18 protein-coding genes and 1 pseudogene are annotated in these 23776 nt (G+C 68.8%); 15 read left to right on the forward strand and 4 right to left on the reverse strand.

The genetic code is table 11. The annotated features are described in order from the left end of the window. The first annotated feature begins 12 nt into the window (after positions 1–12). The 3 genes from J2Y70_RS04600 (at position 13) to hslU (ending at position 2377) form a co-directional block, all read left to right on the forward strand. Positions 13–309: a DUF3079 domain-containing protein gene (locus J2Y70_RS04600; RefSeq protein WP_369011074.1), complete on the forward strand. Its 297-nt coding sequence runs from the start codon at positions 13–15 to the stop codon at positions 307–309. Positions 310–357: 48 nt separating this feature from the next. Continuing rightward, entirely contained in the window at positions 358–909 is a 552-nt protein-coding gene (gene hslV / locus J2Y70_RS04605) for an ATP-dependent protease subunit HslV (protein WP_003465879.1), read from the forward strand. Positions 910–1009: 100 nt separating this feature from the next. Then, on the forward strand, positions 1010–2377 hold the full coding sequence (hslU, locus tag J2Y70_RS04610) for an ATP-dependent protease ATPase subunit HslU (RefSeq protein ID WP_309913872.1): 1368 nt from the start codon (positions 1010–1012) through the stop codon (positions 2375–2377). Between the two features lie 296 nt (positions 2378–2673). Here hslU and J2Y70_RS04615 read toward each other — a convergent pair whose 3' ends face one another. The 3 genes from J2Y70_RS04615 to J2Y70_RS04625 form a co-directional block, all read right to left on the reverse strand. Beyond that, positions 2674–4038: a DUF2252 family protein gene (locus J2Y70_RS04615; RefSeq protein ID WP_309913875.1), complete on the reverse strand. Its 1365-nt coding sequence runs from the start codon at positions 4036–4038 to the stop codon at positions 2674–2676. Between the two features lie 89 nt (positions 4039–4127). After that, a complete protein-coding gene (locus tag J2Y70_RS04620; RefSeq protein WP_309913878.1) occupies positions 4128–5303 on the reverse strand; it encodes a heparan-alpha-glucosaminide N-acetyltransferase domain-containing protein in 1176 nt (391 codons plus the stop codon). Between the two features lie 155 nt (positions 5304–5458). Then, positions 5459–5914: a nucleoside deaminase gene (locus tag J2Y70_RS04625; protein WP_263395790.1), complete on the reverse strand. Its 456-nt coding sequence runs from the start codon at positions 5912–5914 to the stop codon at positions 5459–5461. A 254-nt stretch (positions 5915–6168) separates the two neighbouring features. Here J2Y70_RS04625 and J2Y70_RS04630 point away from each other — a divergent pair, with 254 nt between their 5' ends. The 6 genes from J2Y70_RS04630 (at position 6169) to J2Y70_RS04655 (ending at position 12858) form a co-directional block, all read left to right on the forward strand. Further along, complete coding sequence (locus J2Y70_RS04630; RefSeq protein WP_309913881.1) at positions 6169–7308, forward strand: porin; 1140 nt, start codon at positions 6169–6171, stop codon at positions 7306–7308. 172 nt (positions 7309–7480) lie between these two features. After that, positions 7481–8242, forward strand: coding sequence for a bifunctional demethylmenaquinone methyltransferase/2-methoxy-6-polyprenyl-1,4-benzoquinol methylase UbiE (gene ubiE, locus J2Y70_RS04635; protein ID WP_309913883.1), 762 nt, complete (start codon positions 7481–7483; stop codon positions 8240–8242). A 135-nt stretch (positions 8243–8377) separates the two neighbouring features. Then, positions 8378–10315, forward strand: coding sequence for a M1 family metallopeptidase (locus tag J2Y70_RS04640; protein WP_309913886.1), 1938 nt, complete (start codon positions 8378–8380; stop codon positions 10313–10315). A gap of 205 nt (positions 10316–10520) precedes the next feature. Further along, positions 10521–11510 carry an alpha/beta hydrolase gene (locus tag J2Y70_RS04645; RefSeq protein WP_309913890.1) on the forward strand — a complete coding sequence of 330 codons (990 nt, stop codon included), beginning with the start codon at positions 10521–10523 and terminating at the stop codon, positions 11508–11510. Then, a complete protein-coding gene (locus J2Y70_RS04650) occupies positions 11507–12226 on the forward strand; it encodes a hypothetical protein (protein WP_309913893.1) in 720 nt (239 codons plus the stop codon). Before J2Y70_RS04645 ends, J2Y70_RS04650 begins: the two co-directional genes overlap by 4 nt. Then, the gene (locus J2Y70_RS04655; protein ID WP_309913896.1) at positions 12217–12858 is read left to right on the forward strand and encodes an HAD family hydrolase; all 642 of its coding nucleotides are present in this window, start codon (positions 12217–12219) and stop codon (positions 12856–12858) included. The genes J2Y70_RS04650 and J2Y70_RS04655 overlap by 10 nt, the downstream gene beginning before the upstream one ends. A 733-nt stretch (positions 12859–13591) precedes the next feature. On the opposite strand, the pseudogene J2Y70_RS04660 reads toward J2Y70_RS04655, so the two are convergent. After that, positions 13592–13803, reverse strand: a pseudogene (locus J2Y70_RS04660) (D-amino-acid oxidase); the annotation flags it as partial. A gap of 334 nt (positions 13804–14137) precedes the next feature. Between J2Y70_RS04660 and J2Y70_RS04665 the strand changes: the two are divergent. The 6 genes from J2Y70_RS04665 (at position 14138) to J2Y70_RS04690 (ending at position 23145) form a co-directional block, all read left to right on the forward strand. After that, positions 14138–16147, forward strand: a complete 2010-nt coding sequence (locus tag J2Y70_RS04665; RefSeq protein WP_309913899.1) for a methanol/ethanol family PQQ-dependent dehydrogenase — start codon at positions 14138–14140, stop codon at positions 16145–16147. Then, the gene (locus J2Y70_RS04670) at positions 16144–17895 is read left to right on the forward strand and encodes a quinoprotein dehydrogenase-associated putative ABC transporter substrate-binding protein (RefSeq protein ID WP_309913902.1); all 1752 of its coding nucleotides are present in this window, start codon (positions 16144–16146) and stop codon (positions 17893–17895) included. Before J2Y70_RS04665 ends, J2Y70_RS04670 begins: the two co-directional genes overlap by 4 nt. 77 nt (positions 17896–17972) lie before the next feature. Continuing rightward, entirely contained in the window at positions 17973–18557 is a 585-nt protein-coding gene (locus tag J2Y70_RS04675) for a c-type cytochrome (RefSeq protein WP_309914712.1), read from the forward strand. Next, positions 18554–19576, forward strand: a complete 1023-nt coding sequence (locus tag J2Y70_RS04680; protein WP_309913905.1) for a beta-propeller fold lactonase family protein — start codon at positions 18554–18556, stop codon at positions 19574–19576. Before J2Y70_RS04675 ends, J2Y70_RS04680 begins: the two co-directional genes overlap by 4 nt. Before the next feature lie 47 nt (positions 19577–19623). Then, a complete protein-coding gene (locus J2Y70_RS04685) occupies positions 19624–20733 on the forward strand; it encodes an S-(hydroxymethyl)glutathione dehydrogenase/class III alcohol dehydrogenase (RefSeq protein ID WP_309913908.1) in 1110 nt (369 codons plus the stop codon). A 15-nt stretch (positions 20734–20748) separates the two neighbouring features. Then, positions 20749–23145 carry a TonB-dependent receptor gene (locus J2Y70_RS04690; protein WP_309913911.1) on the forward strand — a complete coding sequence of 799 codons (2397 nt, stop codon included), beginning with the start codon at positions 20749–20751 and terminating at the stop codon, positions 23143–23145. Positions 23146–23776 lie beyond the last annotated feature (631 nt).

The following is a 23776-nucleotide window of genomic DNA, read 5'->3' on the forward strand; positions in this document are numbered from 1 at the left end:
CTGCTGCCCGGGTTGTCCTCGATCAAGGCGCATCGCGCCCGCGCTGCGCACACTGCCGGCTCCAGCGCAGTGAACAGGCGTCCGATGGCCAGACCATTTCCATTGAAACCCGGGCATCCCGAGCGGATCTGCTGGGGCTGCGACCGCTATTGCGCGGCGGACGATCTGGCCTGCGGCAACGGCTCGGGACGGGTCATGCACCCGATCGAGATGCAGGGCGAGGATTGGCATCTGCTGTGGGGCATCGAACCGGAACCCGAGCATCCGGGCCGCGCCAGGATCGCGAGCGGCCGAGCTGCGGACGCTTGAACGGGCGGCGACGTGCCCCCACACCTGAAGAATCGCTCAGGAGGCAGCATGGACCCCAGTCAGAACCCCAACGTTTTCCACGCCACCACGATCCTGTCGGTGCGCCGCAACGGCCATGTCGCGGTGGCCGGCGATGGCCAGGTGACGCTGGGCCATACCGTGATGAAGGGCAATGCGCGCAAGGTGCGCCGGCTCGGCCGCGACGGCCAGGTGCTGGCCGGTTTCGCCGGCGCCGCCGCCGATGCCTTCACCCTGTTCGAACTGTTCGAGGCCAAGCTCGAGAAGCACGGCCAGCTGACCCGCGCGGCGGTGGAACTGGCCAAGGATTGGCGCACCGAGCGCCGCCTCGGCAAGCTCGAGGCGTTGCTGGCGGTGGCCGACAAGGAAACCTCGCTGATCATCAGCGGCACCGGCGACGTGATCGAGCCGGAGGACGGCATCATCGCCATCGGCTCCGGCGGTTCCTACGCGCTGTCGGCGGCGCGCGCGCTGCTCGGCCACACCGAGCTCGATGCCAAGACCATCGCGGTCGAAGCGCTCAACATCGCCGGCGACATCTGCATCTACACCAATCGCAACGTGGTGGTCGAAGAGCTGTGATTCGGGATTCGGGATTGGGGATTCGCAACAGCGCTCCTTTCCCTGTGTCCGGACACGCATCGATCGTTCCCATTCCGCTTCTACCAATCCCGAATCCCCAATGCCCAATCACGACACCTCAACCATGACCCCGCGCGAGATCGTGCAGGAACTGGACCGTCACATCGTCGGCCAGCACGACGCCAAGCGCGCGGTGGCGATCGCGCTGCGCAACCGCTGGCGGCGCATGCAGCTGCCCGATGCGCTGCGCAACGAAGTGATGCCCAAGAACATCCTGATGATCGGCCCCACCGGCGTCGGCAAGACCGAGATCGCGCGGCGCCTGGCGACACTGGCCAACGCGCCGTTCGTCAAGGTCGAGGCGACGCGTTTCACCGAGGTCGGCTACGTCGGCAAGGACGTGGAGCAGATCGTGCGCGACCTGGCCGACACCGCGGTCAAGCTGTACCGCGAGCAGGCCAAGGTGCGCGTGCGCACCCAGGCCGAGGACCGCGCCGAGGACCGCATCCTCGACGCGCTGCTGCCGCGCCGCAGCGCCGGCATCGGCTTCGATCCGGAGGCCGCGCGCAACGAGCCCTCGGCGCAGGACAACGACACCCGCAGCAAGTTCCGGCGCATGCTGCGCGCCGGCGAACTGGACGAGCGCGAGATCGAGCTGGACGTGGCGGTCAACGTCAGCATGGACATCATGACCCCGCCGGGCATGGAGGAAATGGGCCAGCAGCTGCGGCAGATGTTCTCCAACCTGGGCGGCAGCAAATCGCAGTCGCGCAAGCTGACGATCAAGGCGGCGCGGCCGCTGCTGATCGAGGAGGAGGCCGGCAAGCTGGTCAACGAGGAAGACGTGCGCGCCGCGGCGATCGAGGCCTGCGAGCAGCACGGCATCGTGTTCATCGACGAGATCGACAAGGTCGCCAAGCGCGGCGAAGCCGGGTCCTCCGGCGGCGACGTGTCGCGCGAAGGCGTGCAGCGCGACCTGCTGCCGCTGGTCGAAGGCTCCAACGTCAGCACCAAGTACGGCACGGTCAAGACCGACCACATCCTGTTCATCGCCTCCGGCGCGTTCCATCTGGCCAAGCCCAGCGACCTGATCCCGGAACTGCAGGGCCGCTTTCCGATCCGGGTGGAGCTGTCGGCGCTGTCCAAGGACGATTTCATCCGCATCCTCACCGAGCCGAAGGCGGCGCTGACCAAGCAGTACGAAGCGCTGCTGCTGACCGAGGGGGTGACCCTGAGCTTCACCGACGATGCGATCGACCGCCTCGCCGAGATCGCGTTCCTGGTCAACGAACGCCAGGAGAACATCGGTGCGCGGCGCCTGCATACGGTGCTCGAGCGCCTGCTCGATACGCTGAGCTACGAAGCCCCCGACCGCGACGGGCAGAGCGTCAATGTCGATGCGGCGTACGTCAACGCGCACCTGGGCGAGCTGGTGCAGGATCCGGATTTGAGCCGCTACATCCTGTAACTGCGTTGCTTGCTGTGACTGCTGCGTACCGGCACACAGCGGGCGAGCCAGCACCTTGTGGGAGCGACTTCAGTCGCTCCCCCAAAAGTTCCATCTGCGAACCGGATATGGAAGAACGCACGCTTGCGCGGCAGGCAGTGCCGCCGCGCTACCGGCGGGTGCGCGGCACGAATGCTCGTCAGGCGCCGGTCGCCGCAAACCTGTAGGAGCGGCTTCAGCCGCGACCGGGCATTACCGGTAACGCCCGGTCGCGGCTGAAGCCGCTCCTACAGGGTTCATGGCGGTGAATCCGGCGCTCAGTACAACGGCGTCCCCGCCTGATACGCGGCCGAGAACGCCTGCCAGTCCAACTGCACCTGCGCGGCGTAGTCGAACGCGAACTGGAGCAGTTCCGACTTCAGCCCGCTCTTGCTGCTGGCCGCCGCGTCGATCTGCTTGTCGATGCTGTAGCTCACCACCGCCGGATCGTAGTCCTGGTCGGCCAGCGCGTGCGCCGAGGCCAGCGCCTGTCCCAGGTAGGTGGCGGCGGTGGCCAGCTTGCCCGCGCTGCTCAGCGCGGCCGGGTCCAGGTCTTCCTGGAACGGCGATTTCTCGTGCACGTAGAACGGCACGCCGGCGACGCTGGCGTAGCCGATCAGCACGTCGGCATCCAGGGTCTGCGCCTTGGCGGTGCGCGCCACGCGCTCGCCTTCGTGACCGTCGTAGCTGGAGGCCGGCATCTGCGACGGTGCGGCGACGGCGACCACGCTGGCCGCTTCCTGTTTCCATTCCAGGATCACATCGTCGCCGGTCGAACTGCTCGCGCCTTCGATCAGCACGTACAGGCGCTGGCGGCCGAGGCTGCCGGTGCCCGAGCCGAGTTTCTGGCGCACGTCCTTGATCGCGTAGTAGCTCGTGGCATAGCGCTTGGATGCCGCGATCGAGGCCACATAGCCGTTCATCGCGCTGGCGACCGACGCGGACGTCGTGCTGTCCACCGCGACCAGGTTGTCCAGGTTCTGGAACGTGCGCCTGCCGCCGCCGACCACGGTGTATTTGGCCAGCAGGCTGCTGCGACTCTTGCCGTCGGCGCTGTCGATGGCCTTGGCCACCACGCCGCTGGTGTTGCTCTTGCCGAGCTGGAAACTCTTTTCGGCGTCGCTGCCCTTGAAGGCGCCGATCTTGTCCAGGTAGGCGCCGACCATCGTGTCGATCGCGCTACCGATGTCGCTGTCGGACAGGCCGTTGTCGCGCCCGGCCAGGACCATGCTCGCCGCCAGCCGGCGCAGGTCCCACACGTACTGGCCGAGATGGCCCTCGTCGAAGTCGGCGACGTGGAACACCGGCTTGCCGCTGCTGTCGCGCGCGGCATCGAAGTTGCCGATGTGGGTGTCGCCGCCGAGCCAGGTATAGCCGGTCTGCGGCGTGGTCCACAGCGAGGCCGGCAAGGTCTTCATGTCCTGGTAGAACAGATGGTCGGTGCCGCGATAGAACGCGTAGGCGCTGCCGGCCATCGTCGCCATCTTGGTGTCCAGCTCGGCCTGCTGCGTGGCATAGGGATGGTTGTAGTCGCGGATCTGCTGCACCACCCAGGCGTCGCGCTGGCTGGCGGCGGTGGCGCAGCCGGCGGTGGCGGCCAGGATCAGGCCGATCAGCAGCAGGCGCGGCAGGCGGGTGGGCATCGCAGGTCTCCAGGCGCGGACAGGGACACCAGTCGAGCATGCCGGCATTGCACGGCGATGAATCTTTGGCCGCCGCGCCGTGTTCCCCGCTACAGATAGCGCAGCCAGGCCAGGTCGCGGCGTCGCGCCTTCAGCCGCGCGAACGCGGCGACCGGCCAGTACAGCGCCAGCCCCAGCACCGCGGCGATCACCCACAGCGCGGCGACGCTGCCCACGCCGAACAGCGTGCCGTGGTTCGGCCCCCAGGACGCCAGCGCCGCCAGGTACAGCAGCCGCAGCACGTACAGGTGCAGCAGGTAGAAGAACATCGGCGCCGCGCCGATCGTGGCCAGCGGCGCCAGCGCCCTGGCCAGCGGCGGGTGCTCGTACAGGCGCAGCAACAGCAGGCCCACGCCCAGCGTCAACAGCAGGAACAGCAGCGATGGCGGGTACTTGGTCACGTTGAAGAAGCTCATCGCGGTGTGCGCGAGGTCGGCGTGTTCGCGCCACGGCGCATCGCCGTAGCCGTTGTGCCAGCGCAGCAGATGGAACAGCGCCAGCGCGCCGATTCCGCAGGCCAACAGCCGCCGCTGCCGTTGCGGCGGCGCGGCGGCGGCGCCGTACCAAGGGCCGGCCGCATAGCCCAGCGCGATCACCCCGATCCATGGCAGCAGCGGATACGAGGTGCGCAGGCGCAGTTCGCCCAGTTGCAGCCAGCTGCGGTCGTGCAGCACCGCCCAGGCCGCGGCCCACGGGCCGTCGCCGGCCACGTGCACGCCATCGAGCAGGTTGTGCCCGGCCACCAGCACCGCGCCGAGCAGCGCCAGCAGCGGCCGCGGCAGCCACAGCAACGCCGCCAGCGCCAGCATGCTCAGCCCGATCGCCCAGATCACCTGCAGGTACAGCACCTGCGGCGGGAAGGCCAAGGTCCAGGCGAAGTTGACCAGGGTCAGTTCCAGCACGATCAGGAACAGCCCGCGCTTGAGCAGGAACGTCGCCGCCGCGGCGCGGCCATGCGGTTGCCGCGCCGCGTACAGCCACGCCGACAGCCCGGTCAGGAACACGAACACCGGCGCGCACAGGTGCGCCAACGCGCGCGCCACGAACAGCGCCGGCGCGGCGCGCTCCACGTCCACCGGATCGCCGATCTGGTGGTGCAGGTAGAACGTCTCGCGCACATGGTCGAGCAGCATCAGCAGCATCACCGTGCCGCGCAGCAGATCGATCGAGGCCAGGCGCGAGGAGGGCGTGGGAGAAGCGAGGGAAGCGGGGGAGGCGGAAGACATGCGGTGTGATCGTGGCAATATTGAAATAATATAACATCGCTTTCCAGGTGCCTTTTCATGCCGCACCTCGCCGTATTCCTTCCCTTGTCGCCGCCTGTCGGGCCGCGGCGCATCGCCGCACAGCGCCTGCGGGGCGGCAGCTGGCGCTGCCGCGCTCAGTCCTCGCCGATGTCCTCGTTCCACACGTCCGGGTTGGCGGCGATGTAGCCGCCGAGCAGGTCGATGCACTCCTGGCTGTGCAGGTCGATCACCTCGACCCCGCTGTCGCGCAGCCAGTCGATGCCGCCCTGGAAGGTCACCGATTCGCCGACCACCACGGTGCCGATGTTGAACTGGCGCACCAGGCCGCTGCAGTACCAGCACGGCGCCAGCGTGGTGACCATGATGGTGTCCTTGTAGCGGCGCTGGCGGCCGGCCTTGCGGAACGCGTCGGTCTCGCCGTGCACGGAGGGGTCGCCTTCCTGCACGCGGCGGTTGTGGCCGCAGCCGAGCAGGCGGCCGTCGTTGTGGTACAGCGCCGCGCCGATCGGGATGCCGCCTTCGGCCAGGCCTTGGCGGGCTTCGGCGATGGCGGTGTCGAGCAGGGCGCGGTAGTCGGGCGTGGCGATCATCGAATGGGTTCCGTGGCGGGAGAGGGCCATAGTGCGCATGGCGGCGCGGGCTGTCACCACCGCCAGCCCAGGCGCGGTGCCGCCTGCGCGCACGCCGGCCCGGTGCTTGCCGCATCGGCATGCCGGCCGTCGCGCGTCCGGCTTTACTTACCCCGCAAATAGGGCTATGAACGCTCTACCCCCACCCCCCGCATCACCGGCTCGGCGCAGGCCTTGCTGCAGAAACGCTGTTGTCCGACGACAGGAGACACGCGATGCGCACCACGATGTGGAAAGGGATTGGCGGGCTGGCCGTGGCCGCAGGGATGGCGACCGGCGCGCAGGCGCAGGACCAGGAAAAGGCGCAGGGACTGCAGTGGAGCGACGGCGCGGCCAGCGCTTCGCTGTACGGCACGCTGGACATCGGCTACGTCGGCCGCCGCGGCGGTAACGGCGCGGTCGCCGATACCGGCACCGACAACGACCTGCAGAGCGCGGCCGGCTCGGACGGCAGCAACGTCGGCCTCAAGCTTGGCTACGCGCTGGGTGGCGGCACCCGCCTGATCGGCGAGGTCGAGGTCGGCGTCAACCTGACCGGCGACGAGGACGCCGGCAGCGGCGGCGATACGTTCTACACCCGCCATGCCTGGCTGGGCGCGACCGGCAAATGGGGCACGCTGCTCGGCGGCACCGTCGACGGCGGGCGCGCCGCGGTGCTCAAGCAGTACGATCCGTTCAAGGGCCGCTCCGTCGCCAGCGCCGGTTCGCTGCAGGTGGTGGTGTCGCGGGCCAAGGACGCAGTGGTCTACGTCACGCCCACCTGGCAAGGCTTCAACGCCACCGTCGCCTACACGCCCAATCTGCTCGGGGTCAGCGACCGCGACAGCCGCAGCCCGCTGTATGCGGTGATCCTGGCCTACAACAAGGGCCCGCTGAGCATCGGCTACGACCACGAGGAAGAATGGTGGGAGGACGTGCCCGGCCTGACCCGGCTCAAGATCAATCTGTTCGGCGCCAGCTACGATTTCGGTCCGCTCAAGCTGTACGGGTTCTACGAGCGCATCGACATCCAGCAGCCGTTCGACGTCGCCGCGCTGGGCTTCTACCACGAGCACAAGGGCTATCTGCTGGGGTTCACCGCGCCGATGGGCGCCAACGGGCTGTGGAAGGCGGCATGGAGCCGGCGCGATTCGTCCTACGTGGACAACACCTGCGACAAGTGGGGCGTGGGCTACCAGCACGCGCTGTCGGCCAAGGCCTATCTCTACGCCGACTACGCGCGCATCCACAACGACGCCGGCGGCACCTGCACGATCGCCTACAGCAACGAGCAGACCTCGGCCGACCTCGGCCAGGGCGATGCCGGCGGCTACGGCATCGAGGGCGTGGACTTCGGCCTGGTGCTGAAGTTCTGAGGAGCGCGCCCGGCGGCCGCGCGCGCCTCGCCGTGCGTGGCGCGGACGCTGGTCTGCCGCTGTCGTGAGATCGCGGGGCAGGGCCGGTGGCGCCGGGCCATCGGCCGGCTCAGCGGCGGCTGCGACAGAGCGCCGCGGGCCACGGCGGCGCCAGCAGTGCGATAATCCCGCCATGAGCGAATCTCCCTACAAGACCGGCACCACCCATTTCGGCTTCCGCGACGTCGATGCCAAGGACAAGCAGAAGCTGGTCGGCGAGGTGTTCACCTCGGTCGCCGGCAACTACGACCTGATGAACGACCTGATGAGCCTGGGCATCCATCGGGCCTGGAAGCGCTATTTCGTGGCCACCGCGCAGGTCAAGCCGGGCGACCGCGTGCTCGACCTGGCCGGCGGCACCGGCGACATCGCCGCGCTGCTCAAGGAGCGGGTCGGCGACGAGGGCGCGGTGGTACTGGGCGACATCAACGCCGGCATGCTGTCGGTGGGCCGCGACCGGCTGACCAACCGCGGCCTGGTCGCGGGCCTGGACTACGTGCAGTGCAACGCCGAGGCGCTGCCGTTCCCGGACCGCAGCTTCGACCTGGTGACCATCGCCTTTGGCCTGCGCAACGTCACCGACAAGGACGCCGCGCTGCGCGAGATGTACCGGGTGCTGAAGGTCGGCGGGCAGGCACGGGTACTGGAGTTCTCCGCGGTCACCGCCGACTGGTTCAAGCCGATCTACGACTTCCATTCGTTCAAGATCCTGCCGCGGCTGGGCCAGCTGTTCGCCAAGGACGCCGACAGCTACCAGTACCTGGCCGAGAGCATCCGCAAGCATCCGCCGCAGGACGCGCTGAAGGGCATGATGGCCGAGGCCGGGTTCGAGCGCAGTCACTACAAGAACCTGACTGGCGGGATCGTGGCGATCCATTCGGGTTACAAGATCTGACGGCCGGGATTCGGGATTGGAGATTCGGGATTCGTAAAAGCGGGGCAATGCGCTCTTTACGAATCCCCAATCCCGAATCCCCAATCCCGGCACTCAAGGTAAACTTCCGGTTTCCCCGAACCGGTGCTGTCCGCCATGCGTTCCCCGTTCCTGTTGCTGTCCCTGGCCGCGGTCATCGCGACCGGTTGTTCCCGCGAAGCGCCGACCGAAGCCGCCGCTCCCGCCGTCAAGCCCGCCCCCGCCGCCGTGAAATCCGCCGACCGCAGCCACGACGAAAGCTCCTACGCCGAGCCGGGCAAGGTCGTGATCAAGGACCTGGCGCTGGACCTGAAGCTGGATTTCGACAGCAAGCAGATCGGCGGCACCGCCACCTATACGCTGGACTGGAAGGACAAGGGCGCCAAGCAGTTGCTGCTGGATACGCGCGAACTGACCATCGAGCAGGTGCAGGGCGACGACGGCAAGGGCAACCTGGCGCCGCTGCAGTACGCGCTGGCGCCGGTCGACAAGATCTACGGCAGCAAGCTGACCATCGAGGCGCCGAACCAGCCGCAGAAGATCACCATCGCCTACCACACCGCGCCGACCGCCTCGGGCCTGCAGTGGCTGGAGCCGTCGATGACCGAGGGCAAGCAGCTGCCCTTCATGTTCAGCCAGTCGCAGGCGATCCACGCGCGCAGCTGGGTGCCGCTGCAGGACACGCCGAGCGTGCGCTTCACCTACAGCGCGCACGTGACCTCGCGTCCGGACGTGATGGTGCTGATGAGCGCCGACAACGATCCGAAGGCGGCGCGCGACGGCGACTACACGTTCAAGATGCCGCAGCCGATCCCGTCCTACCTGCTGGCCATCGCCGCCGGCGACCTGGTGTTCAAGCCGATCTCGGCGCGCTCGGGCATCTGGGCCGAACCGTCCATGGCCGACAAGGCGGTCAAGGAGTTCGAGGACACCGAGAAGATGATCGTCGCCGCCGAGACGCTGTACGGCCCCTACCGCTGGGGCCGCTACGACATGCTGGTGCTGCCGCCGTCGTTCCCGTTCGGCGGCATGGAGAATCCGCGCCTGACCTTCGCCACGCCGACCGTGATCGTCGGCGACAAGTCGCTGGTGTCGCTGATCGCGCACGAGCTGGCGCACAGTTGGTCCGGCAACCTGGTGACCAACGCCAGCTGGAAGGACATCTGGCTCAACGAAGGCTTCACCACCTACGTGCAGGCGCGCATCACCGAAGCGCTGTACGGCGCCGAAGCGGCGGAGATGGAGCGCGAGATCGACCAGACCGATCTGCTCGCCGAGGTCAAGGACATGAGCCCGGCCGACCAGGCGCTGGCGCTGCCGGCGCTGACCGAGCGCGATCCGGACGATGCGCTGAGCCAGGTCGCCTACGTCAAGGGCGCCTGGTTCCTGCAGTTCCTGGAGCAGCGTTTCGGCCGCGCAACCTTCGATCCGTTCCTGCGCGGCTGGTTCGACGACCACGCGTTCCAGAGCGCCAACACCGACCAGTTCGTCGAGTACCTGAAGAAGAACCTGCTGGCCAAGAAGCCCGACGCGGTCAGCGAGGCCGAACTGCACGCGTGGCTGGACGAGCCGGGCATCCCGGCGTTCGCGCAGAAGGCGCGTTCGCGCAACTTCGCGATGGTCGATACCGCGCGCATCGCCTGGGCCGGCAGCGGCACCCTGCCAGGCAAGCAGGTCACCGACGCCTGGAGCACGCAGGAGTGGACGCGCTTCCTCAGCGGCCTGGGCGCCACGCTGAAGCCCGAGCAGCTCAAGCAACTCGACGCCGCCTATCATTTCACCGGCACCGCCAACGGCGAGATCGCCATGCGCTGGTATCCGCTGGCGATCCGCAGCGGCTACGCCGAGGCGCGTCCGGCCGCCGGCGAGTTCATCGCCCGCGTCGGCCGCCGCAAGCTGATCCTGCCGATCTACGCCGAACTGGTGAAGACCCCGGACGGCCTGGCCTTCGCCAAGCAGGTCTTCGCCCAGGCCAAGCCCGGCTACCACCCGATCACCACGGTGTCGGTGGAAGACATGCTGACCAAGGCCGACAAGGGCGCTGCCGCGCACTGAGGCGGCGCGCCGATAGATGCAGCATTTGTGGGAGCGACTTCAGTCGCGACGGCTTACCGGTAAAGCCCGTCGCGGCTGAAGTCGCTCCCACATTTGTTGGAGACGCCCGGAGTCCGCCTAACAGGCCGCCCCATGCAGGACTTGGCGCAGGCCGGGTCGCATGCGAAGGTAGGCGCATGGCACGTTTACGGTTCCCGGCTCCTGCATGTTGCTGATGATGGTGTTGCTGCTGTTGCTGGCGCTCGCCGCGACCGTGCTGCTGGCGTTGCTGCTGTGCGCGCTGTTCGCGGTGCGCCGCAAGCCGTTCCTGCTGGTGCGCCTGGAAAGCCTGCGCCTGCGCAGCGGCAGCGGCCTGCAACGCCACCAGGCGCAGGTCGCCGGGCACCGCTGGACCTATCTGCACCGCGCCGCGGCCGATCCCGCCGCGCCGACGCTGCTGCTGGTGCACGGCTTCACCGGCAGCAAGGAGAACTGGCTGCCGCTGGCGCGCGCGCTCGGCACGCGCTATCACCTGTTCATTCCCGATCTGCCCGGCTGGGCCGAAAGCCAACGCATCGACGGCGAGGACTACGGCTTCGCCGCGCAGGCCGAGCGCGTGGCCGCGTTCGCCGCGCAATGCGTGCGCCGTGCGGGCAGCGACTGCGTGCTGGTCGGGCACTCGATGGGCGGCGGCATCGCCGCGCTCGCCGCCGCGCGCCATCCCGCGCTGTTCGACCGCGTCGGCCTGCTCAACGCCGCCGGCGTGCGCTTTTCCGACAACGCCTTCGGCCAGGCGGTGCTGGACGGCGACAACCCGTTCGCCGTGTACGACGCCGACTCGCTGCGCCGCTACATCGACACGGTGTTCCTGCTGGAGCCGAGCAAGCCGCGCATCCCGTCCTGGGCGGTGTCCTCGATCGTCGCCTGGCGGCGCAGCGAGGCCGACTTCGAACAGCAGGTGCTGGCGCGGATCGGCCGCAGCGACGAAGCCTTCCTGCCGTTCGACGAAGCGGCGCAGATCCGCCAGCCGGCGCTGCTGCTGAACTGCGTGCAGGATGCGGTGATCGATGCAAGCGCGCTGGCGCTGTACGCCGAGCGCGTGCCGCAGGCGCTGCAGGTGTTGCTCGACGGCAGCGGTCATATGTCCATCGTCGAGAAACCGACCGAGGTCGCGCAGGCGATCGATGACTTGATCCAACGAGGAGTCCCCCGATGAAACGCATTCTGCTCGGCGCGCTGTGCGCCGTCGCCCTGGCCGGTTGCGGCGACCACGAGGCCGAGCGCAAGGCGCAGGCCGCGGCCGAGGCGCAGGCCAAACAACAGGCCGCCGACGACCTGGCCAAGCAGTACGACGCCGCGGTGAAGTCCGGCAACTGGGACCTGGCGCGGATCCATGGCGCGGCGCTGCTGGAGCAGTATCCCGGTTCGGACGCGGCCGAGCGCATCCAACCCGGCTATGCCGAGGTCAAGGCCAAGGGCGAGGCGGCGCGCGAACTGCGGCGCATGCAGGCCGCCTGGGAATATTCGCAGGTGCCGGCCGGCAAGGGCACGCAACGCTCGGCGATGCTGTACAGCCGCGACAAGGTCGACGTGGACGGCAGCGGTCCCAAGCCGGTGCAACTGGTGTTCCGCGATCATCCGGAGTGGAAGCGCAGCGCCTACCTGGTGCTGCAGGCCGGCGATTTCCGCTGCGCCGGCGGCTGCAAGGTGCAGCTGAAGGCCGACGACGCGTCGCCGCGCGCGGCCGCGGCGTGGCGCCCGAACACCGACGAGGCGATCGCGATGTTCATCACCGACCACAAGGCGCTGTGGAAGCTGGCGCGCAAGACCACGGTGCTGCAGATCGAATTCCCGGTGAAGGCCGGCGGCACCCGCACCGTGGTGTTCGAGACCGGCGGCCTGGACGGATCGCAGATGCCGGGATGGGACTGAGCGCGATGGGCGAGGGTGCCGCCGCGCACGCCGCGGCGCTGCGCCAGGTGCGGCACTGGGTGTTCGACATGGACGGCACGCTGACGCTGGCCGTGCACGATTTCGCGCTGATACGCCGCGAGCTGCAGATCCCGGCGCAAGCCGACATCCTGCAGCACCTGGAGGCATTGCCGGCCACGCAGCGCGCGTCCAAGCACGCTTGGCTGCTGGAGCACGAGCGCGCGCTGGCCACTGCCGCGATCGCCGCACCCGGCGCGCCGGCGTTGCTGCAGGCGCTGCACGCTGCCGGGTGCCGACTGGCGGTGCTGACCCGCAACGCGCAGGAACTGGCGCACCTGACCCTTCAGGAAATCGGGGTCGACCACCTGTTCGAGGACGTAGCCGTCCTGGGCCGCGACGAAGCGCCGCCCAAGCCGCATCCGGGCGGCCTGCAGCAGTTGGCCGCGCACTGGGGTGTGGCGCCGCACACGCTGGCGATGGTCGGCGATCATGCGTACGACCTGCAGTGCGGCCGCGCCGCAGGGGCGACGACGGTGCTGCTGCATCCGGACAATCCGTGGCCGGCGCTGGCCGATCTGCATTTCGCCGATTGCGCTGCACTGCTGGCGTGGTGGCAGGACGCTGTCGCGTAGGGCGTCTTCTCTGTGGGAGGGACTTCAGTCCCGACGCTTTATCGGTGAAGCCCCGTCGGGACTGAAGTCACTCCCACACAGTGAAAGCTTGCCAGTTGCGGTTGTTGCCTCTGTCATGCAGATCCGGTTTCCTGTGCGCATGCGTCGCTTGGCGAATCGCTATCTCTGAATCTTCTGGTTCTACTGCCACCACCGCCGTAGTGGGAGGCAAAAGCAAAAGGCAAAGAAAAGCTTTTCGCCTTACGGCGAGTTACTTTTCTTTGCTTGTGCAAAGAAAAGTAACCAAAAGAAAGCACACCCCGCCTCCGCGCCCTCCGCGCTGCGCGCTCCGGGTCCGCGAATAGGCCGGGATTCGCGGAAGGGGCATCCTGCCCCTGCCGCGAACGGCGCACATCCATGTGCGCCGCCCCTTCGGGGTTTTTCCCGGCCTATTCGCCGCTGCGTAAGGGACCCCGAAAGTCCAAAGCAACAGCAAGAGCAACAGCAACAGCAACAGCAAGAGCAAGAGCAAGAGCAAGAGCAAGAGCAACAGCAAGAGCAACAGCAAGAGCAACAGCAAGAGCAAGAGCAAGAGCAAGAGCAAGAGCAAGAGCAAGAGCAACAGCAAGAGCATGCGGCTGCGGACGCGGCGGTTGCCGTCCTGCGCTGGGATTCTGCGACGCTGCAGATCCAGCAATCCTCGTGGTGCAATAGTGTTGCTCAAATCCTGCATGGAGCCAGAGGCGCATCGGTACCGTGCATAGGCGCTGATGTTGAATACCAGTTGCGTGTAGCGGCGCACGTGCGCCACCGGAACGGATGCTGGCTCGCCGCCAGCGGTTGCGAGTGTGGGCCGAGGTCGGCCAGGTACTGCGCCTCCAGCGCTGGATACTCGGACTCGCTGTTGCCGCCATGGCCGCTGTGCTGGTTGAACGGCACGTCGGACAGCACGTAGCCGTCGCGCCATGCGCACCGGTAGCCCGGGCACCGATCGGTTCGGCGCCTGACCTGGCTTCTTCCAGTCGCGCCGGTCGCTGTCGCTTTGCGGGCGCTGTGCTCCCGGCTGCGCCAACGGCGATACAAGCCCTTGGCACAGAGTGTGCCGTTCTCGATACAGCGCGACCATGGCGCAAGGGTGCGCCTGCGCTGGCGCCACAGCCGATGCTTGAGGCGCAAGGATGGCGCAGTGCAGCAAAGCGATGGCACGTCGATTGCTCTGTCTCTCTCGATGTTTCCGCATCCCGCCGCGCCAGCCGTTTGACGGCAAGCGCCACGGCACTTCAACGAGGGGAGTAGAACGATGCACAGTCATCCATGTCGTACCCGCACCTGGACGCTGCTCGCGCTGGCCACCGCGCTGGTGCTGGCCGGTTGCAAGAAGCAGGAAGAGGCTGCGGCGCCCGCCGCGCCCGCAGCACAGCAACCGGCCGCTGCCGCGCCCGCTGCCGTGGCCGACACCGACACCGAGTTCGCCAACAACGCCAGCAATCCCGATAACTGGGGCGGCATCGGTCGCGATTTCGCGCTGACCCGGCACAGCCCGCTGGCCGAGATCAACCGCGACAACGTCAAGAACCTCAAGATGTCGTGGGAAATGAAGACCGACGCCACCCGCGGCCACGAAGGCCAGCCGCTGGTGATCGGCAACATCATGTACATGGTCAGCGCGTATCCGAACAACGTGTTCGCGATCGACCTGGCGGCGCAGGAAGACGGCGGCAAGGTGCTGTGGAAATACACCCCGCAGCAGGACGAGCGCTCGGTGGCGGTGGCGTGCTGCGACACGGTCAACCGCGGCGCGTCCTATGCCGACGGCAAGCTGGTGTTTGGCAGCCTCAGCGGCGACGTGATCGCGCTCGATGCCAAGACCGGCAAGGAAGTGTGGAAGCAGAAGATGGCGCACCCGGACAAGGGCGAGACCATCACCATGGCGCCGATCATCGCCGACGGCAAGGTCGTCGCCGGTATCAGCGGCAACGAGTTCGGTGTGCTCGGCCGCGTCGCCGCGTATTCGCTGGCCGACGGCAAGCAGGTGTGGTCGTGCGACGCCGCCGGCAGCGACAAGGCGATCTGCCTGGGCGCGGACTTCAACAAGGCCAATCCGCAGCACGGCCAGCTCGGCGACCTGGGCATCAAGACCTTCCCCAACGAGGAATGGAAGCGTGGCGGAGGCGCGGCGTGGGGCTGGTACAGCTACGATCCGAAGCTGAAGCTGGTCTATTACGGCACCGGCAATCCCGGCCTGTGGAGCCCGTCGTACCGCTGCGGCAAGACCACGCAGGAAGAGTGCAACAACGGCGAACACGACAACAAGTGGTCGATGACCCTGTTCGCGCGCAAGATCGATACCGGCGAGGCGGTGTGGGGCTACCAGAAGACGCCGTTCGACCAGTGGGACTACGACGGCATCAACGAGCCGATCCTGGTCGACCTGACCATCGACGGCAAGCAGGTCCCCTCGGTGGTGCAGTTCGACCGCAACGGCTTCGCCTACGTGCTCGACCGCCGCGACGGCACCCTGCTGCGCGCGCACAAGTTCGTGCCGGCCAACTGGGCCGAGAGCATCGACATGAAGACCGGGCGTCCGATCAAGGTCGCCGCGCATTCGCCGCTGGAACGCGGCAAGAAGGTGCAGGCGTTCCCGTCGGCGATGGGCGGCAAGGACCAGCAGCCGTGCTCGGTGGATCCGGCCGATTCGGCGGTGTTCTTCTGCGGCACCAACAACTGGCACATGGAGCTGGAGCCGCAGGAGCGCGGCAACACCATGATGGGCCTGCCGTACGTGTTCGCCAACGTGATGATGAAGCCGAACGAGCCCGGCGCGCTGGGCATCGTCAAGGCGTTTGACGTGGTCAACGGCAAGTCCAAGTGGGAGATCAAGGAGAAGTTCCCGGTGTGGAGCGGCACCCTGGTCACCGACGGCGGGCTGGTGTTCTACGGCACGCTCGACGGCTGGTTCCGCGCGGTGGACAAGGACACCGGCAAGAAGCTGTGGGAGATGAAGTTGCCTTCCGGCATCATCGGCAACCCGATCGCCTACAAGGCCAACGGCCACCAGTACGTGGCGGTGTTCTCCGGCATCGGCGGCTGGATCGGCCTGCCGATCGCCGGCGGCCTGGACCCGGGCGATCCGTACGGTGCGCTGGGCGCGGCCGGGCTGGCCTTCAGCAACGGCTTCGACAAGATCCCGTTGGGCGGCATGGTGCATACCTTCCGCATCGACGGCACCGGCAAGACCATCACCCCGACCGCTCCCGCCACCGCGGCGGCGGGCGGAGCGCCGGCCGCCGCGGCCAAGACCGCGCGATGAGTCGGCGGCCACGCGCCCATGCTGCGAACGCGTGCCGCAAGGCACGCGTCTCGCGGCACCTGCACCAGGGCGCGCGCGCCGTGTTGCTGCTTTGCAGCCTCGGACTCGTCGCCGCAGGTTGCACGCGCGAGCCGTCGTCCGCGACGGCTCGCGTTCCTGAGGCCGCCTCCACCGCGGCCGCCAAGCCGGCGGCGGAAACGCCCGCCACCGCGATCGCCGCCGATGCGGCGGTGCTGCGGGTCTGTGCCGATCCGGGCAACATGCCGTTGTCCAATCGCGCAGGCGAAGGCTTCCAGAACAAGATCGCGCAGGTCCTCGCCGAGGCGATGGGCCGGCGCCTGCAATACGAATGGCGCACCTACTACCAACGTGGGTTGGCGCGCAGCACGATCAACGCCGGGCGTTGCGACGTGCTGATGGACATGAACAGCGACTTCGAGATGGGCCTGCCCACGCGTCCGCTGTACCGCTCCACCTATGTGCTGGTGACCCGCAAGGGCCTGGCGCTGCAGCCGACGTCGCTGGACGATCCGGCGCTGAAGAAACTGAAGATCGGCGTGTTCCAGAGTTCGCCGGCGCGGCAGGCGCTGTACGACCACGGCGTGACCGGCGACGTGCAGTACCTGTTCTACGATTCGTCGACGGCGCCGGAAGAGCATCCCGGCAAGCTGGCCGAACGCGTCGCCGGCGGGCAACTCGACGCCGCCGAATCCTGGGGCCCGGTCGCTGGCTACTACGCCGCGCGCGGCGGCCTGGGCATAGTGCCGCTGAACGTCATCGACGACGAAGTGCTCGAGTATTCGATGGCGTGGGCGGTGTCGCGCAAGAACGCGGCGCTGCGCGACGCGCTGAACGAGGCGATGCAACGCAGCGCCGGCAAGATCGACGCGATCCTGCGCGAGTACCACGTGCCGCTGGTGGCCTGCGCCGAGTGCGTCGTCAACGGCGATCTGCGCTCGCACGGCAGCTACGCCACGCCTGCCACCGATGCCCCGGCACCGAGCCCGCAGACCTCCTCGGCGATGCTGGCGCAACTGCAGCTGCGCATCGCCGACGGCGCCGATCCCAATCAGGAACTGGCGCATGCGCTGGACGCCGGCGATGGCGTGCGCGTGGCGTGGTTGCTGCGCCACGGCGCCAGCGCCGACCGGCCCAACCTGCTGGGCGAGCCGCCGCTGCACCAGGCGATCCGCAACCAGGCGCCGGCGCTGGTCGGCGAGTTGCTGGCCGCGGGCGCCAATGTGGAGACCCGCGACGGCAACGGGTGGACGCCGTTGATGAAGGCGGCCTGGTCCAACGATGCGCAGAGCACCGAACAGTTGCTGGCGCGCCGGGCCAAGGTCGACGTGGTGTCCAAGGACGGCTGGACCGCGCTGGACCTGGCGATCTCCTACGCCGATGTCGAACTGGTGCAGGCCTTGCTCGGCGCCGGCGCCAACGTGCGCCGCAGCAACCCGGCCGGGTTCACCCCGGTGATGTTCGCGGTGGCGCGCAACGACCCCAAGATGCTCGACGCCCTGCTGGCGCGCGGCGCCGAGGCCGACCGGGCCAACCGCGCCGGCGTCACCCCGCTGATGCTGGCCGCCGCCGCCGGCCGCGAGGACGCCACCCGCCGCCTGCTCGCCGCCGGCGCCAATGCCGCGACCCGCGACGCCGACGGCAAGACCCCGGCGGCGCTGGCGCAGCAGCGCGGCGATGCGTCGCTGGCGCAATTGCTGACGGAGGCCGAACACCGACGCACGCAATGATCGCCACGCTCTTCCTGCTCGCGCCGCAGCCGCGGCGTTTACGTCCCCACAGTCCGTCCCGCAAAGGTTCTTTCCCCATGCGCAATGCCGTCGTCCGCCGTTCCGTCGTGCCGAAGCTGCTGTCCCTGTCCCTGTCCCTGTTCGCGTTGAGCCTGGTCCTGGCCGCCTGCGGCAAGGATGCCCCGCCTTCCGCACCCGCCGCCGCTGCGCCTGCCGCCGCGTCGGCCGCCCCCGCGGCCGCACCTGCGTCCAACACCGCCCCGGCCGCTGCGCCGGCGGCCGCCGCCGCGACCCCGCCGCCGGCGGCAGTCACCCCGATTCCGAAGGGCCCGCCGGTGAAGGTGACGCCGGAGCTGGCCGCCGAAGGCAAGAAGATCTTCATGTCGGCCGGCTGCAGCGCCTGCCACGGCGGCACCGGCGGCGGCGGCATGTGCCCGCCGCTGACCAACGACGTGTGGGTCTACGGCCACGACGACGACACGCTGCGCGCGCTGATCGACGAAGGCACCGCCGGCATGACCGCGCACGGCAAGGTCCGCGTCGGCCATGAGAAGGTGGTCGGGCAGATGCCGCCGTTCGCGCCGGTGCTCAAAGAGGGCGACACCGAAAAGCTGCTGGCCTTCATCCACTCGATCAACAAGACCGCGGGCGCGGCTCCATGAGGTCAGCGGCACGACGCATGCTGGGCATCGCTGCGCTGGCGCTGCTGTCGGCCGGTGCGGCCTGCCAGCGCGCGCCGGCGCCCGCCGCCGACAGCGCCGCGGCCAAGCCGCCCGCACCGCCGGCGGCCGCGCTGGCCTACGTGCCGAACCAGCGCGCCGGCACCATCTCGGTGATCGACACCGGCACCGACGTGGTGCTGCGCACGCTGTCCGCGCAGGGCCAGCTCGGCAAGCGCCTGCAGCAGATCCTGCCCGGGCCGGCAGGGCACCTGTACGTGATCGACGCGCAGGGCCACCGGTTGCTGGAACTGGATACCGCGCAGGACCGCATCCTGCGCAGCGTGGACATCGGCGAGAACGCCGAGGGCATCGCCGTGTCGCCGAGCGGCGACCAGTTCGCGGTGTGCGTGGAAGGGCAGAACCAGGTGATGCTGATCGATCCGGCCAGTTTCGCGATCGGCGCGCGCATCGCCACCCAGGGGCAGGCGCCGGAACATTGCGTGTACAGCCCCGACGGCGCGCTGTTGCTGACCAGCAACGAAGGCTCCGACGACCTCGACGTGATCGACCTGAAGGCCGGCAAGTCCACCGGCGTCATCGCCACCAGCGGCCATCCGCGCGGCATGGCGTTCGCGCCGGACGGCAACACCGTGTACGTGGCGCAGGAGTCGGCCCACGTGGTCGACGTGGTCGACCTGGTCGCGCGGCGGCGCGTGGCCAGCATTCCGGCCGGGCAGCGCACCGCCGGGGTGACCATCTCGCACGACGGCAGCCGCGTCTACGCGTCCAACGGCGGCGCCGGCACGGTCAGCGTGATCGATCCGGCGGCGCGCAGCACCCTGGCCGAGATCCCGGTCGGGCAGCGGCCGTGGAATCCGGCGCTCACCGCCGACGGCAAGAAGCTGTACGTGGCCAACGGCCGCTCCAACAGCGTGAGCGTCATCGACACGACGACGATGAAGGAGATCAAGCAGATCGCAGTGGGCGAGATGCCCTGGGGTGTGGTCATCGCGCGGTGAGGCGAGGGACGCATGCGGCGCGGCAGCAGGATGTCGGGGAGAGCTGAATGAAGACGCGAGCCGCGGTCGCCTGGGCGGCGAACCAGCCGCTGGCCATCGAGGAAGTGGACCTGCAGCCGCCCAAGGCCGGCGAGGTGCTGGTGCGCATGGTCGCCAGCGGCGTGTGCCACAGCGACGCCAGCACCCTGTCCGGCGCCGATCCCGATGCCGCGTTCCCGGTGATCCTGGGCCAGGAAGGCGCCGGCGTGGTCGAGGAAGTCGGCATCGGCGTGAGCAGCGTGCGCCCCGGCGATCACGTGATCCCGCTGTACATGCCCGAATGCGGGGTGTGCAAGTTCTGCCGTTCCGGCCGCACCAACCTGTGCCAGGCGATCCGCGCCAGCCAGGACCGCGGGCTGATGCCCGACGGCAGCAGTCGCTTCTCGCATCGCGGGCGGCCGATCCTGCACTACATGGGCACTAGCACCTTCGCCGAGTACACCGTGCTGCCGGAAATCGCGGTGGCCAAGATCCATCCGTCCGCGCCGCTGGACAAGGTGTGCCTGCTCGGCTGCACGGTCACCACCGGCATCGGCGCGGTGCTCAACACCGCGCGCGTGCGGCCCGGCGACAGCGTGGCGGTGTTCGGGCTCGGCGGCATCGGTCTGTCGGTGGTGCAGGGCGCGGTGATGGCGCGCGCCGGGCGCATCATCGTGGTCGACATCAACCGCGACAAGTTTGACCTGGCGCGCGCGCTGGGCGCCACCGATTGCCTGGACCCGAAGGATTTCGGCGCGCCGGTGCAGCAGGTGATCGTCGACCTCACCGACGGCGGCGCCGATCACAGTTTCGAATGCGTGGGCGACGTGCGCGCGATGCGCGCGGCGCTGGAGTGCTGCCACAAGGGCTGGGGCGAGAGCATCATCCTGGGGGTGGCGCCGAGCGCGCAGGAGATCAGCACGCGGCCGCTGCAGCTGGTCACCGGCCGCGCCTGGCGCGGCAGCGCGTTCGGCGGGGTCAAGGGTCGCAGCGAACTGCCGGCCTACGTCGAGCGCTACCTGGCCGGCGAGATCCGCATCGACGAGCTGATCAGCGAGACGCTGCCGCTGCAGGACATCAACCGCGCCTTCGATGCGATCCGCGAGGGCCGGGGCATCAAGTCGGTCGTACTTTACTGAAACCAAGGAGCAGGCATGCGCAGACACAACGGACGCACCACCCCGCAGGCGAGCGCGCTCGCATTGGCCGTCGCCGCCGCGGTCGCCCTGGCCACTGCGCCGGCCGGCGCGCAGACCACGGTCAACGCCGGCGATGCGCAGATCACCGCGCTGGACCGGGTCGAGGTCACCGCCACGCCGATCCCCGGCACGCTGATCGACGCCGACCACCTGCCGTACACGGTGCAGACCGCCAACGCCGACGACATCGCGCGCAGCCAGGCCGGCAACCTCACCGATTTCATGCTGCGGCAGATGAACGGCGTGGACACCAACGAAGTGCAGGGCAGTCCGTTCCAGACCGATCTCACCTTCCGCGGCTTCCGCGCCTCCGCGCTGCCGGGTGCCTCGCAGGGCGTGTCGGTGTACCTGGACGGGGTGCGCATGAACGAGCCATTCGCCGACATCGTCAGCTGGGACATGATGCCGGAGGCGGCGATCCGCAGCGTCGCGCTGATGCCCGGTTCCAATCCGCTGTTCGGGCCGAACACGCTCGGCGGCGCGCTGGCGTTCACCACCCAGTCGGGCCTGACCGCGCCCGGGCTGCGCGCGGACCTGTCGTTCGGCAGCGGCGCGCGCAAGCGCCTGGATGCCTCCTACGGCTACGCCGGCGGCGACGGCCTGCATGCCTTCGTCGCGGTCACCGGCTTCGACGAGGACGGCTGGCGCGACGCCTCCGAAGGCCGCCTGGGCACCGTGTTCGGCAAAGTGGGGCGGCAGGGCGAGCGCACCGACTGGGACGTGTCGCTGCTGCACGGGCGCAGCCGCCTGATCGGCAACGGCCTGCTGCCCAGCGGCCGCTACACCGACGAGGGTGTCGAGCCGGGGCTGTACGAAGCCGACCGCGAGGCGGTCTACACCTCGCCGGACCTGACCCGCAATCGCAACACGCTGCTGACCGCGCAGATGGACCATCGCTTCGACGCGGACACCGCGCTGCACCTGCTGGCGTATTACCGCGAAGGCCGCCGCAACACGGTCAACGGCGACATCAACGAGGACTACGAGGAATTCGTCGAGGAATGCGCCGACGGCTACGCCGCCGACGGCACGCCGCTGGACGACGACTGCGAGGTGCCGCGCGCCGAGGCCGACGCGCTGCACAGCGGCGTGCTCAACACCACGCAGATGCGCCAGCGCGCCGAAGGCGTGGCGCTGAACTTCAGCCACCAGGCCGGCGCGCATGCGCTCAGCGTCGGCGCCACCTACGACCGCAATCGGGTGCGTTACCGGCAGTACGAGCAGGAGGGGTTCGTGCAGGACGACCGCTCCGTCGCCGCCGATCCCGACGAAGAGCGCGAATTCTTTTCCGGGGTCAGCGGCCGCAGCAGCACGCTGGGCGTGTTCGCCGCCGATACCTGGGAAGTCGCCGAGGCCACGCACGTGACCGCGGCGCTGCGCTGGAACCGGGTCGAGGTCAGCAACGTGCTGTCCACCGCCGAGGACGGCGCGCTGCCGCGCGAGCGCTTCGTGTTCGCCAAGGCCAACCCGTCTCTGGGCATCACCCAGCGCCTGGGCGGCGGCTTCACCGCCTTCGCCTCGGCCTCGCAGAACAGCCGCGCGCCGACTGCGATCGAACTGGGCTGCGCCGATCCGGAACGACCCTGCCGGCTGCCGACCGGGCTGCAGGCCGATCCGCGCCTGGAGCAGATCGTCTCGCGCACCTACGAAGTGGGACTGCGCTGGAACCCGTCGCCGGACCAGGCCTTCAACGCCTCGCTGTACCGCGCCGACAACCGCGACGACATCCTGTTCCTGCGCGCGCCGAACACCCAGCTGGGCTACTTCGACAACGTCGACCGCACCCGCTACCAGGGCGCGGACCTGAGCTACCGCGCCAGCAGCGGCGCGTTGCGCTGGTTCGCCGGCTACAGCTACCTGGATGCGACCTACCGCAGCGACGGCGAGCTGCAATCGGGCGAACGCACCATCGATCTGCATCCGGGCATGCGCATCGCCGGCCTGCCGCGCAACACGCTGAAGCTGGGCCTGGAATGGCAGGCGCTGGCGCAACTGGCGCTGGGCGCGGACCTGCGCGCGTTCTCGCGGCGCGTGGCCAGCGGCAACGAGGACGGCCTGGCCGAGAATGCCGAGGACGGCGAGGATGCGGCGCGCCACGACCTGTCCACCGGCGGCTACGCGTTGATCGACGTACACGGGACCTGGCAGATCGCCGAGGGCCTGTCGCTGTACCTGCGGGTCAATAACCTGTTCGACCGCCGCTACGAGACCTATGCGGCGATCGCCGAGGACCTGTTCCCCGACGGCGCGCTGGCGCGCCCGCAGGACGCCGCGGTCGAGGATGGCCCCTCGCGCTTCGTCGCCCCCGGCGCACCACGCCAGTACCAGGTGGGCTTGCGCTGGCGGTTCTAGGCGGCGTACCGCGGCCAGGATCGCCACCATCGTGGTCATCATGATCGGGCGCGCGCGCGCTGCCTGCCGCGGCGCTGTGGCGCTGTGGCGCAGGAGAGTGAAGCCGCGACCGGTGAACCGCCGCGCTGGCTGCGACCCCAGGCCAGATTTTTTGTAGGAGCGGCTTCAGCCGCGACATCGAAGCCGGACAGCACACCCGGCTTCGGTGGCAGTCGGGACTGAAGTCCCTCCCACAAAAAAACGGTGCGGTTGGATATCGCCAACGGCGGATGGGCATTGCCGTACCGAGCGCCGGCTCCCTGATTGCCAGGACTGGTGGCGGCTTGCGATGGTGGTGCTAGGCAGGGGCGGGCGGTTCCGCTTCCCGCGACGCGCATCCTCATGCCACTGTTGTTGTGGGAGCGACTTCAGTCGCGACATCGAAGCGGAATGCGCCCGCCTTCTGTAGCCGTCGGGACTGAAGTCCCTCCCACAAAAAGCGGAGCGGATGGAGATCGCCAACGGTTCGGATGACATCGTCGCAGCGAGCGCCGGCTCTTTGATCGCCCATGCCAAGTTGGCTTGCGCTGGCGGTTCTCTAGGACGGGGCGGGCGATTCCGCGGACCGCGGACGCGCATCGTCATGCCACGG

The organism is Xanthomonas sp. 1678 (assembly GCF_031455575.1).
Taxonomy (GTDB): Bacteria; Pseudomonadota; Gammaproteobacteria; order Xanthomonadales; family Xanthomonadaceae; genus Xanthomonas_A.

What these genes read in the sequence shown, in the direction of transcription:
- hslV (WP_003465879.1), top strand. Translation starts at nt 358, where the DNA reads ATGGACCCCAGTCAGAACCCCAACGTTTTCCACGCCACCACGATCCTG.
- hslU (WP_309913872.1), top strand. Translation starts at nt 1,010, where the DNA reads ATGCCCAATCACGACACCTCAACCATGACCCCGCGCGAGATCGTGCAG.
- J2Y70_RS04615 (WP_309913875.1), bottom strand. Translation starts at nt 4,038, where the DNA reads ATGCCCACCCGCCTGCCGCGCCTGCTGCTGATCGGCCTGATCCTGGCC.
- J2Y70_RS04620 (WP_309913878.1), bottom strand. Translation starts at nt 5,303, where the DNA reads ATGTCTTCCGCCTCCCCCGCTTCCCTCGCTTCTCCCACGCCCTCCTCG.
- J2Y70_RS04625 (WP_263395790.1), bottom strand. Translation starts at nt 5,914, where the DNA reads ATGATCGCCACGCCCGACTACCGCGCCCTGCTCGACACCGCCATCGCC.
- J2Y70_RS04630 (WP_309913881.1), top strand. Translation starts at nt 6,169, where the DNA reads ATGCGCACCACGATGTGGAAAGGGATTGGCGGGCTGGCCGTGGCCGCA.
- ubiE (WP_309913883.1), top strand. Translation starts at nt 7,481, where the DNA reads ATGAGCGAATCTCCCTACAAGACCGGCACCACCCATTTCGGCTTCCGC.
- J2Y70_RS04640 (WP_309913886.1), top strand. Translation starts at nt 8,378, where the DNA reads ATGCGTTCCCCGTTCCTGTTGCTGTCCCTGGCCGCGGTCATCGCGACC.
- J2Y70_RS04645 (WP_309913890.1), top strand. Translation starts at nt 10,521, where the DNA reads ATGTTGCTGATGATGGTGTTGCTGCTGTTGCTGGCGCTCGCCGCGACC.
- J2Y70_RS04650 (WP_309913893.1), top strand. Translation starts at nt 11,507, where the DNA reads ATGAAACGCATTCTGCTCGGCGCGCTGTGCGCCGTCGCCCTGGCCGGT.
- J2Y70_RS04655 (WP_309913896.1), top strand. Translation starts at nt 12,217, where the DNA reads ATGGGACTGAGCGCGATGGGCGAGGGTGCCGCCGCGCACGCCGCGGCG.
- J2Y70_RS04665 (WP_309913899.1), top strand. Translation starts at nt 14,138, where the DNA reads ATGCACAGTCATCCATGTCGTACCCGCACCTGGACGCTGCTCGCGCTG.
- J2Y70_RS04670 (WP_309913902.1), top strand. Translation starts at nt 16,144, where the DNA reads ATGAGTCGGCGGCCACGCGCCCATGCTGCGAACGCGTGCCGCAAGGCA.
- J2Y70_RS04675 (WP_309914712.1), top strand. Translation starts at nt 17,973, where the DNA reads ATGCGCAATGCCGTCGTCCGCCGTTCCGTCGTGCCGAAGCTGCTGTCC.
- J2Y70_RS04680 (WP_309913905.1), top strand. Translation starts at nt 18,554, where the DNA reads ATGAGGTCAGCGGCACGACGCATGCTGGGCATCGCTGCGCTGGCGCTG.
- J2Y70_RS04685 (WP_309913908.1), top strand. Translation starts at nt 19,624, where the DNA reads ATGAAGACGCGAGCCGCGGTCGCCTGGGCGGCGAACCAGCCGCTGGCC.
- J2Y70_RS04690 (WP_309913911.1), top strand. Translation starts at nt 20,749, where the DNA reads ATGCGCAGACACAACGGACGCACCACCCCGCAGGCGAGCGCGCTCGCA.